Origin of the sequence: Pseudomonas piscis, assembly GCF_009380155.1 — a bacterium.
In the GTDB taxonomy this organism is placed as follows: Bacteria; Pseudomonadota; Gammaproteobacteria; order Pseudomonadales; family Pseudomonadaceae; genus Aquipseudomonas; species Aquipseudomonas piscis.
This window is the reverse complement of sequence record NZ_WHUV01000001.1, coordinates 1,872,066-1,883,153: the sequence shown is the minus strand read 5'-3', so window position 1 is coordinate 1,883,153 and position 11,088 is coordinate 1,872,066. Positions and strand designations below refer to the sequence as shown.

5 protein-coding genes are annotated in these 11,088 nt (G+C 68.1%); 1 reads left to right on the top strand and 4 read right to left on the bottom strand.

The window, feature by feature from the left end; all coding sequences use genetic code 11:
* Positions 1 to 286 precede the first annotated feature (286 nt).
* The gene (locus GDH07_RS09010) at positions 287 to 6,667 is read right to left on the bottom strand and encodes a non-ribosomal peptide synthetase (RefSeq protein ID WP_152897166.1); all 6,381 of its coding nucleotides are present in this window, start codon (positions 6,665 to 6,667) and stop codon (positions 287 to 289) included.
* Between the two features lie 597 nt (positions 6,668 to 7,264).
* On the opposite strand from GDH07_RS09010, the gene GDH07_RS09005 reads away from it, so the two are divergent.
* Positions 7,265 to 8,059, top strand: coding sequence for a helix-turn-helix transcriptional regulator (locus GDH07_RS09005; RefSeq protein WP_022643551.1), 795 nt, complete (start codon positions 7,265 to 7,267; stop codon positions 8,057 to 8,059).
* A gap of 42 nt (positions 8,060 to 8,101) precedes the next feature.
* On the opposite strand, the gene GDH07_RS09000 is transcribed toward GDH07_RS09005, so the two are convergent.
* From GDH07_RS09000 to GDH07_RS08990, 3 genes are all read right to left on the bottom strand, one after another.
* Positions 8,102 to 8,827, bottom strand: a complete 726-nt coding sequence (locus tag GDH07_RS09000) for a GNAT family N-acetyltransferase (protein WP_152897165.1) — start codon at positions 8,825 to 8,827, stop codon at positions 8,102 to 8,104.
* A 177-nt stretch (positions 8,828 to 9,004) separates the two neighbouring features.
* Complete coding sequence (locus GDH07_RS08995) at positions 9,005 to 10,225, bottom strand: MFS transporter (RefSeq protein ID WP_152897164.1); 1,221 nt, start codon at positions 10,223 to 10,225, stop codon at positions 9,005 to 9,007.
* Complete coding sequence (locus GDH07_RS08990) at positions 10,218 to 11,081, bottom strand: hypothetical protein (protein ID WP_152897163.1); 864 nt, start codon at positions 11,079 to 11,081, stop codon at positions 10,218 to 10,220. The genes GDH07_RS08995 and GDH07_RS08990 overlap by 8 nt, the downstream gene beginning before the upstream one ends.
* Positions 11,082 to 11,088: the final 7 nt, after the last annotated feature.

Sequence of the window (11,088 nt, the reverse complement as noted above, 5' to 3'; positions counted from 1 at the left end):
GTGTGACCTGCCTAGGATTCGGAAACGGTTGAAGAGAACGTCCGTGTTTCAGATGCAACGTTTCAGATGTGGCCGCTGTCCACTTCACGAGCAGCCACGCCCCTTGGGTGCAGGGGGCCGCGCAACAGCCAGGATCTGGCGCAGCGAAGGAACGCTAAAACATCCCTCCACAGGTGTCTGGCATGGGAACTCGGGACACTATCCCGGGCCTGTCCCCCTTGGCGTCACGCCGCCGCGCCGGCATCCGGGCCGGCGCGCCAAGGTCATGACAGAAGGTGCGAAAGGCTCAGAGGCGCCGCTGGCGCTTGAGCTGTGGAATGGTGGTGGCGGGAATGTCCACCTGTTGCAACTGGCTGCGGGTATTGGCCGCCAGCGCGGCCAGGGTCGGCTGGCTGAATAGCAACCGGGCATCGGCATGCAGGCCTTCCTGGCGCATGCGCGCCACCAGGCTGACCGCCAGCAGCGAGTGTCCGCCCAGCTCGAAGAAGTGGTCGTGGCGCCCCACCCGCTCGACCTGCAGCACTTCGGCCCAGAGCCGCGCCAGGGTGGTTTCCAGTTCACCCTCGGGGGCCACGAATTCCCGGGCCAGCACCGCATCGGCCCCGGGCTCGGGCAAGGCCTTGCGATCCAGCTTGCCATTGCCGCTCAGGGGCAAGGCGTCCAGGCGCACGTAGGCCGCCGGCACCATGTAGTCGGGCAGGCGCTCCAGGACATGGGCGCGCAAGGTCTCGATCCCCGGTTCCGTGGCTCCCGGATGCAGGCTGTAGTAGGCCACCAGGCGCTCGCCGCGCAGCAGCACCGCCACCTCGCGCACCGCCGGATGCTCGGCCAGCCGTGCCTCGATTTCCCCCGGCTCCAGGCGCAAGCCGCGCAGCTTGACCTGGAAGTCGTTGCGCCCGAGGAACTCCAGGTTGCCATCCTCGGCATAGCGCACCAGGTCGCCACTGCGGTACAGCCGGTCGCCGGCGACGAAGGGGCTGGCGATGAACCGCTCGGCCTGCAACTGCGCCAAGCCCAGGTAGCCGCGGGCGACCCCGACGCCACCGATGTGCAACTGGCCGCTGACGCCCCGTGGCACTGGCTGGTCGTGGGCATCCAGGACATACAGCCGGGTGTTGGTGATGGCCCGGCCGATGGGCAGTTGCACCGGCGGAATCGGCGCATCGGGCTCCAGGGTCCAGGCCGTGCTGTCCACCGTGGCCTCGGTAGGCCCGTAGACGTTATGCAGGCGGGCCCGGGGCAGGCGCTGGCGCAGCAACCGGGCGATGGCCTCGGTCAGCTCGCCGCCGCCGCAGAACACGTCGGTCAGGCTCTGGCACTGGCTCGACTCTTCCAGTTGCAGGAACTGCAGCAACATCGCCGGGACGAACTTGATCATCGTCACCTGCTGTTCCACTACCAGATGCGCCAGGTAGTCCGGGTCGCGGTGGCCGCCCGGCCGCGCCAGCAGCAGGCGCATGCCGGTGACCAGGGGCCAGAACAGCTCCCAGACCGAGCCGTCGAAGCTGAACGGGGCCTTTTGCAGCAAGGTGCCGCCCGCAGACTGCGGGCACAGCTGCGAGCCCCAGTGCATCAGGTTGCCCAGGCCACGGTGCTCGACCATCACGCCCTTGGGCGTGCCGGTGGAACCCGAGGTGTAGATCACGTAGGCCAGGTGCGAGACCTCCAGGTCCGGCACCTGCGGGTCGTGCTGCGGCTGGTGCTGCCAGGGGCTGGCGTCGAAGTCCAGCAGCGGCAGGGCCAGATCCGCCAGCAAGCCGTGGGTCGGCTGGTGCACCAGCACCGCCAGCGGCTGGCTGTCCTGCACCAGGAAGTGCAGGCGCTCGGCCGGGTAGTCCGGGTCCAGGGGCACGTAGGCGCCGCCGGCCTTGAGAATGCCCAGCAGGCCCACCAGCAGCTCGGGACTGCGCTGGACGCAGAGCCCGACTCGCACGTCCGGCCCCACGCCCAACTCGCGCAGGTGATGGGCCAACTGGTTGGCCTGGCGATTGAGCTCTGCATAACTCAAGCGGCGCTCGCCGGCCTGTACCGCGATGGCCTCGGGCGTGCGCCGGACCTGGGCCTCGAACAGCGCATGCAGGGTCAGCTGGCGGGGATAGTCCGACTCGGTGGCGTTGTACGCCGACAGCAACTGCGTGCGCTCCGTCTCGGGCAGGATCGACAGGCTGTGCAGGAATGTCGCCGGCGCCTGCTCCAGGGCCAGTAGCAGGCTTTGCAGCGTGCATTGCAGGTAGTCCAGCAAGCGTTGCGCGCCGATCCGCCGGGGCGCGCGAAGGCCCAGGCGCAAGCCCGGCTCCAGGTCGTCCACCGCCAGCATCAGCGGATAGCTGACCACCTCCTCGCTGGCGAGCAATTGCACCCCGGCCGGCAGGTCCTGCAACAGCGCCTGGGCGTCGGCCTCGACGTTGTGCCGGTAGTTGAGCAAGGCATTGAACAGCGGGGTCGGCGGCGCCACTGCGCTGCAACGCTGGGCCAGGGACAACGGCGCCTGTTCATGGGCCAGGAGCGCGCTGAGACGCTCCTGGACCTGGCGCAGCCCGTCGACGACGTTGAGCCCCGCCAGTTCCAGGCGCAGGGGCAAGGTATTGATGAACATGCCCAGGGCCCGGTCCGCCCCGGCACCGGCTTGCAAGCGTCCCAGCAGCACGGTGCCGAACAGCACGTCGTCGCGGCCGCAAGTACGTCCCAGCACCATGGCCCAGGCCAGGTGGAACAGGCTGGCGGCGCTGACCCCATGGCGCCGAACCTGCTCACGCAGGCGCTGCTCGAAGCCGGCGTCGAGCGACTGCCCAGCCTCTTCGTGGTCCGCTTGCTCGCCGGGGCGCTCCTTGAGTTCGAAGGCCAGGGTCGGCTCGTCCACCCCGGCCAGGGCCTGGCGGAAGAACGCGGCGTGGCGCTCCTGGTCCAGGCCGGTGCGGGCCACGTATTCGCGGTAGGCGAAAGGCGCGGCCAACTGCTGCTGGCGGCCGTCCATGTGGGCGCCGATTTCCGCCATCAGCACCGCCGTGGAAGTGGCGTCGTTGACCAGGTGATGGAAGCGCAGCAGCGCCAGCCAGCGCCCCTGTGGCCGGTCCTCGGCCCAGGCCAGGGCGAGCATCGGCGCCTGGCGGATATCCAGTGGCCGCTGGCGTGGATCGAAGTGCCGGCGCAATTGCTCGAGCACCGGTTCGCCCGCCGCCGGCCGCAGTTCTTCCAGGTTCAGCCGGGCTTCGCGCCAGACCACCTGCACCGCTGGCTCCAGCACTTCCCAGACCAGGCTGGTGCGCAGGATGTCATGGCGCTGGATCACTGCCTGCAAGGCGTTGGCGAAGGCGTCCAGGTCCTCGCGGCGGGCGAAGGCGAACAGCGCATGTTGCTGGTAGGGATCGCGCTGGACCGAGGTCATGTGGTGGTACAACAGGCCGGCCTGCAAAGGCGCCAGGGGATAGATCTCCTGGACGTTGGCCGCTCCGCCGGGAATCGTCGCCACTACCCGGTCGATGCTGTCCTGGTCCAGATCCACCAGGCTGAGCATGTCCGGGGTGATGCGCTGGCAGCCCGGCGGCACACGGTTGGCCGGGACCTGCAGCCCGGCCCCCTGCTCCACCGCGGCGGCGAGGCTGGCCAGGGTCGGTTGGCCGAACAGTACTCGCACATCGGCCTGCAAGCCTTCCTGATCCATGCGCTGGATCAGTTGCAAGGCCAGCAGCGAATGCCCGCCCAGTTCGAAGAAGTGATCCTGGCGCCCGACCCGCCCGACCTGCAGCACTTCGGCCCAGAGCCGCGCCAGGGTGGTTTCCAGCGGCCCCTGGGGCGCCTCGTATTCGCGACTGATCAAGGCCAGCGGGTCCGGCGCCGGCAGGGCCTTGCGGTCCAGCTTGCCGTTGGCGGTCAGCGGCAAGGCGTCGAGCCGCACATAGGCCATCGGCACCATGTAGTCCGGCAGGCGTTGCAGCAGGTGTTCGCGCAGCTCGCCGATGGGCACCTCGCCGTCGGCACTGAACCAGGCCACTAGTTGGCCGTCGCGGGCCTGGACCACCGCCTCGCGCAGGGCCGGATGGCGACCCAGGCAGGTTTCGATTTCCCCCAGCTCGATGCGCAGGCCGCGGATCTTCACCTGGTCGTCGTTGCGCCCCAGGTACTCCAGGGTGCCGTCGTGGCGCCAGCACGCCAGGTCGCCGGTGCGATACATGCGTGCCCCCGGCACTTCGCTGAACGGGTCGTCGAGGAAGCGTTCGGCAGTCAACTCGGGACGCTTGAGGTAACCCCGGGCCACTCCGGCGCCACCGACGTACAGCTCGCCGGGAATGCCGATGGGCAGTGGCCGCTGCTGCTCGTCCAGCAGATAGATGCGGGTGTTGGCGATCGGCCGGCCGATGTGCAGCGCCCCGCCCGGCTCGATGACCCCGGAAGTGGCCACCACCGTGGCTTCGGTGGGGCCGTAGTTGTTGACCAGGGTAAAGCCCTGGGCTGCGGGTGGCTGGCGCAGGCGGTCGCCGCCCACCAGCAGGGTCTTGAGGTGCGGATGGCCGGTGTGACAGCTGAAGGCGTACTCGGCCACCGGGGTCGGCAAAAAACTCACGTCCAGGGGCTGGGCGTGCCACCAGGCGAGCAGGCGATCCAGGTCCTCGGGACCATCGCTGACCGGCGCCAGGTGCAGGGTCGCCCCGGCGCACAAGGTCGGCCAGATTTCCCAGGCCATGGCGTCGAAGCCAAAACCGGCCAGGCACGAGCTGTGGCGGCCCGGGCCCAGGTCGAACGCCTGGCAATGCCAGTCCACCAGGCCGGACAAGCTCTGGTGCTCCACCTGCACGCCCTTGGGCAAGCCGGTGGAGCCCGAGGTGTAGATCACATAGGCCAGGTGCCGCGGCGTCAGCCCCGACACTTGCGGGTTGGCAACGGTCCCCGGTTGCCACTGCTGGCTATCCAGTTCCACCACTGGCATCGACAACGCCGGCAGGCGCTGGCGCAGGTCTTGCTGGACCAGCACCGCCACCGGGGCGCAGTCCTCCAGCAGGTAGGCCAGGCGCTCGGCCGGGTGCGCCGGATCGATGGGCACGTAGCCGGCGCCGGCCTTGAGGATCGCCAGCAAGCCCACCAGGGTTTGCGGGCTGCGCCGGGCCACGATGGCCACCCGCTCATCCGGGCCGGCGCCCAGGGCCTGCAGGTGCCGGGCCAGGGTGTTGGCCTGCTGGTTGAGCTGGGCATAGCTGATCTGCTGGCCCTGGGCGATAAGGGCGATGGCATCCGGGGTGCGCTCGGCCCAGGCCTCGATCCGCCCATGGATGCGCTGCTCGGCGGCGTTCGCCTGGCCGGTGGTATTCCATTGCTCCAGGCGGGCGCGATCGGCGCCGGTGAGCAACGAGAAGCGCTGCATCGGCAAACCTGTGTCCTCCAGCCCTTGCTCCAGGACGTGCAGCAAGTGCCCGGCCATGGCCTGGATCTCCTCGGCCTGGAAATACCGGCGGTCATAGACGTAGTGCATCCAGGCACTGTCCTCGAAGCTGTTGCTGCGCAGGTGGATGGCCAGGGGTTCCGGTTCGTGGCGGTTGGAAACCTTGACCGACGAGGCGCTGGCCTCACCGTAGCGGTAGTCCAGGTTCTCCACCTCGTAGGACAGCGACAACTCGAACAGCTGGGTGCGGTCTTCGCGCAGCAGGCCGAGGGCACGATTGAGCTCGCTCAAGGGGAAGCGCTGGTGGCGAAAATCCTGTTTCAACCTGTCGCGCACCGCCATCACCAGGGCTTCGAAGGTCAAGTCCGGGGCGAAGTCCATGCGCACCGCGCTGACCTGGGTGAAGGAGCCGAGGGTGGCCTTGAAGGCGGCGTTGGGCCGGTTCAGCACCGGCATGCCCAGGACCCAGTCACGGCGCTGGTCGACCCGGGTGAAATACACATGCAATGCGGCCAGCAGTACATGGAAAGCCGAGCCGCCAAGCTGCTTGCCCAGGGCCTTCATCCGCTCGTGCAACACCGCGGGGAAAGCCTGTACCAGCGCCCCGCCGGGGGTCTCGTCGGTGGCGCTGGGGCGATAGCGCGGACGCAGCAACGGTTCCGGCACGCTGTGGTACTTGGCCAGCCAGTAGTCGCGGTCGCGCTGGTAACGGCTGGACTGGTGGTAGCGGCCATCGTCCTCGACGAAGTCGCTGAAGGATGGCGCCTCGGCTGCCGGCTGCTCACCCTGCAGCAGGGCGCCGTAGACCTCGCCCAGGGCCTGGGACAACTGGGCGAAGCCCCAGCCATCGAGGATCAAGTGATGGGCTTCGACCTGCATCAGGTGATGCTCGGAGCCCAGGCGAAACAACGAGAAACGGCACAGCCGCTGGCCTTCGAGGGCGAACGGCTGCTGCATCTGCCCTTGAATCTGCACTCGGGCGGCGGCCAGCGGATCGGCGGCATCGGACAGGTCGTGGAGCGCCAGCTGCACCGGCCAGTGGCGGTCGAAATACTGCAGCGGCAGGCCGTCCTGGCTGCCCTCGCGGGACAGCACGGTGCGCAGCACGTCGTGCCGGGCCACCACCAGTTCCACGGTGCGCTGCATCAACTCGGGACGGAACGGGCCGCGCAACTCGGCATAACCGCCGATGTTGTACAAGGGCGAGTCGCCGCGGCTGAGCTGGTCGAGCCAGATATCCCGCTGCCCGGCGGTCAACGGCAGGCCCGGGGCCTGTAGCGGACCGGCGTTCATGACTGCTTCCGGGGCAGGCATCCGGCCTGCGGCGAGCGACGGATGGCGACGGCAGCGTCGCCCACGGCAATGGCAGAAAAACGCGTCATAAGATCCTTCTCATGTGATGGCCAAGGCACCGGCGAACGAAATTTAAGCATCGGCCCCCTGGGCTGTATGTCACCCCAAACCCGGACAGTCCGCCGGGCTGCCGGCCGCCTGGGACGCGGCTCTGGCGGGTATCGGAGGGGTTGGCGATGGTTTGCGGATCGGCTGAATTAGCTGTAGGAAATTGACCATCTGTACCTGAGGTTCCTGACTCGTCAGTCCAGTCCCGAACTCTTTGCGAAGCCTGTCGCCAAAGTCCGTTGCAACTCACTGCGACCCCGTGCCCACGGGCTTGCGGCGCACTGGCCGAGGCCCGGCGCAGGGGGCTTGGCGAGCCCGGCCCGGGGTTTTGTGTCCCGGTTTCCCCCTACAGACGCGAAGCAAATGCTTAGGCTTAAATCAGACGCATCTGACCGGATCGGGTTCATGGAGGACCTGCTGCGGTGCGCCGTCGCAATAAGGTTTCAAGGCTTCGATCAGCGATTTGCCTTGATCAAGGATGATAGGGATATGAGTCTGACCAGCAGTATCGCCAACCTGGAAACACCGAATTTCTACTTGGAACTGGGGCAGTTGATCTCCAACACCGGCCAGGGCCAGTTCGCCGCGAACATGCTCGAACTGGTGAACAAACTGGTGCCGGCCGATCATCTGGTACTCAGTGAATGGACCCTCGACGAGCGCCAGACCCGCGCCGAGGAAATCACCCTGCTGGGACGTGCCGGACAGCCGGAACAACTGCCGGAAGCCGCCCGGCGCCAAGAACCGCTGCTGCACAAAATGCTGGAAATGGATGATTCGCTGCTGATCCAGATCAACGCCCAGGTCCATGCCCGGCAAGCACGCAATACCCCGCACCAATGCCACCTGGTGTCGCGCAAGGCCAACCGCCGCTGCGTGATCGCGCTCTACCGCGAATCGACCCAGGGTGGGTTTTCCCTGTCCGAGCTGTCGTTCCTCAAGAGCCTGTCCTCGACCCTGCTGCCGCTGCTGGAACGCCATGCGCAGATGCATCGCCAGCAAGCCCTGAAGAACCTGCGCAGCTGGACCAGCCGCCCCCGGGACAACCAGGAGCAGTCACCATTGCAGCGCGAGTTCGACGAACGCCTGTCACTGGGCGATATCACCCTCTCGGCCCGGGAAAAAGAAGTCTGCCTGGGGCTGCTCACCGGCGGTACCGTGCCGGAGATGGCCCAGCGCCTGAGCGTGAAGAACAGCTCCATCGAGACCTACCTCAAGCGCGCCGCCGCCAAGCTCGGGGTCAGTGGCCGCCACGGCCTGGCCAAGTGGATGGTGGGCGCCTGAACCGGCACGGCCCGGGCCACACCCGCCTGCACCGCTAAGCCGTCAGATCTCGCAATCGGGGTGGATCACCAGCCACTGGCCGAACAGCTCCAGCCCCGCCGCCCGAGCCAGCGCCACCGAGGCCAGGTTGTCGACCTGGCAGCGGTACTGCGGCTCCTGGCCCTGCTCCAGGGCATGCCGGCAGATCGCCCGCACCAACCTGCGGGCATGGCCCCGGCCGCGAAACGCCTCCAGGGTCAGCACGCCCAGATCGGCGAGCGGCGACCCGTCCCAGGCATACATGCTCGCCGCCGCCACCAGCCGGTCCTGTTCGAAAGCGCCGAACACCGCCCAGTGATCCAGTTCGACATAGGCATTGTCCAGGTCCTCTGCGCTGGCGCTGGACTGGAAGCGGGCGAACCGCTGCTCGTCCGCCGCCGACAATGCCCGGGTATCGCCCAGGGCCGTATCGCGCAACAGCTCGGCGTGACGTTGCCGGGGGTAATAGAACACATGGTCGGCGCCGTTGAGGCGGATACCGGCCTGCTCCAGGCGCGCCAGGAAGGCGGCCTCGGTATCCACCGGTCCCTCGGCCAGACCGAGGATCTGCGCCAAGCCCGGGGTCAACACTGCCTGGCTGCCGCCGGGAGTGCGCAGCAGCATCAGGCGCGATTGGTCTTCCAGCCCGGGATCGACCCGCACGCTGAAGCCGCCGTCCTCCCGCAAGCCTTCGAGGGCACTCAAGCTGGATTGCCAGTAGTGGTAAATGCTCGTTGCAAACAGGCTCATCAGGGCATCCATCGAGATTGTCGTTGCGTGACCACGCACCTCCCCTGGCTGGTGGCCTGCGAGTGCCCAGGCTAGCGCGGTGCTGTTCCGGCAGCTGTAAATCTGTGTGAAAAACAGTGCAGGAGCACCACGCCAGCAGCGCCATGCCCTTGTCTCTTTCCATCCTCGAGCCTTCGTTCATGGCGTGCCAGCTGCAGCTGGCAGCCCGCGCTGCACCTGCCAGGACAGGGGCAACGTCAGCAGCAGGAGCGCCGCCAGGACCATCACCGCCGGCGCCACGCCGGCGACATCGCTGAGCAGTCCGGCCAGCATCGGGGCCAACGCGCCGCCGCCGATGGTGCCGGTGTAGAACAGCGAGAATGCCTGCTCGCGCTTGCCGGCCCCTGCCAGGTCCGGCACTGCGCCATACAGCACCGACGAGGTGCCGTTGAGCACCAGGCCCAGCAGCGGCAGCGTCACCATCAGGGCGCCATAGGGCAGGAACACCGCCAGGACGATCAGGCACGCCGTGCTGGATTCGGTCAGCCAGACGGTCTTCATCATGCCGATGCGTGCCCCCAGGTAACCGCAGAACAGCTTGCCGAACGCGCCGCCGATGAACAGCAGGGTCAGGGCCAGGCCGATTCCGGCGCTGCCGGCGCCCTTGGCCTTGAGCAGGAATGGCAGGAAGGTCAAGAAGCCCATGCGCACCGCGCTGTCCAGGGTGCCGGTGACGATCAGCGCCCACAGGCCACCTACCGAACCCTGGCCGCTGAGGATCCTGGGTGCCTTGTCGCGCAGCGCCGAAGTGCTGGCCCGGGACGGGAGCAACCACCACAGCAGCAAGGCCGCGGCCAACCCCAGCAGGCCCACCAGGGTCACGCTGGCGCGCCAGCTGACCAGCGCCAGCAACAGGCCCACCACACCGGGAACCAGGGTCTTGCCGATATCGCCGGCGAAGTTGTATTGCGCCAGGGCCTCCTTGACCCCGCCACCAGCCTCATGGGTATCGGTAATCAGCGACGAGGCCAGCGGGTGCTGGGTACTGGCCCCCAGGCCGCCCAGCAACAGCGCCAGGAACAGCACGCCCAGGCCGGTCGCCTGCCCGACCAGCAGATAGGCCAGGCCGGCCAGCGCGGTTCCTCCCACCAGCAGGCGCTCGCGCCCCCAGCGCCCGGCCGCGCGGCTGGCCAGCAGTTGGACGCCGGCCATCATCCCGGCATAGACCCCGCGCAAGAGGCCGACCTGGGCATAGCTCATGGCGAACTGGGCCTGCCACACCGGCAGCAGGACATAGATCACATCGGTCAGGCCATCGTGCACGGCGTGGGCGCTGCAACCGGCCAGCAGCGAGCGGCGCCGCACCTGGGCGGCGCTGGCGGAGGCTACAGCGGGAATCGCGGGGTTCTGGTCATTCATGGGGGTGGCCGGATGGGTTGGGGGAAGAATCGGCGGGCAGTACCCGGGCGCAAGCGAGCATGGCCCGGGAACGGCGCTGCAAGTACTGGGCGAACAGGTTGCGGGCGGCGGGCTCGTCGGGGGCGATCGCCATGGCCTCGGTGCAGGCATCGACGGCGGCCAGGGCCGACTGGAAGCGCGCCTGCTGCAGCGATCCGGCGTGCAGTTGGCACCAGGCCTGGGCAGCCGGTGCGAGCTGCGCAGGCCACCCCTGGGTACCGGCCAGCCAGCGCTGGAGCAGCGGTTGCAGATACCGCGCCTCGCCCAGCACGTAGACCTGCCGGACCAGGTTGGCCTGCAGCCCGGGCAACTGGCCATCCAGGTAACCGGCCTCCAGCCACTGGCGAAACTCCAGGACCGCAGGCACGCGATGCGTGCGCTGCAGCCAGCGGTCATTGCCGCAGGCCAATCCAGCCATGGCCTGGAACAGCTGCGGGGCGCGGTCCTGCCCTGCCCCGGGCGGCGCACCGGCGCCCGGCCGTCCCTGGCCGAGGCTGGCCTCGGCCCACTCGCGATGACCGCAGGCCGAGGGGCTGTCGGCGACCAGCGACTCCAGGCATCTAGCTGGGATGGCGTCAACGCGCAGGCCGTCATGGACCTGCCACCAGCCGGCGAAGAAGCTCGCCAGCCCCGGCCCCAGCCCCGGGTATTCGACCAGCTTCAAGAAGGCATCCTCGATGGCCAGCAGGTCGCACCGCTGGCTCCAGAATGCCTCGAACAGCGCATGCTTCCAGGCACTGGCGGGCATGTCGTTGAGCAGCGGCTCGACGAACTTCAACAATTGGCTCTGGCGCAGCGGCAGATCGCTCAGGCTCATCTCAGGT

Excerpts from the sequence above, each read along its gene's own strand:
- GDH07_RS09010 (WP_152897166.1), bottom strand. The coding sequence starts at position 6,667 with ATGAACGCCGGTCCGCTACAGGCCCCGGGCCTGCCGTTGACCGCCGGG.
- GDH07_RS09005 (WP_022643551.1), top strand. The coding sequence starts at position 7,265 with ATGAGTCTGACCAGCAGTATCGCCAACCTGGAAACACCGAATTTCTAC.
- GDH07_RS09000 (WP_152897165.1), bottom strand. The coding sequence starts at position 8,827 with ATGAGCCTGTTTGCAACGAGCATTTACCACTACTGGCAATCCAGCTTG.
- GDH07_RS08995 (WP_152897164.1), bottom strand. The coding sequence starts at position 10,225 with ATGAATGACCAGAACCCCGCGATTCCCGCTGTAGCCTCCGCCAGCGCC.
- GDH07_RS08990 (WP_152897163.1), bottom strand. The coding sequence starts at position 11,081 with ATGAGCCTGAGCGATCTGCCGCTGCGCCAGAGCCAATTGTTGAAGTTC.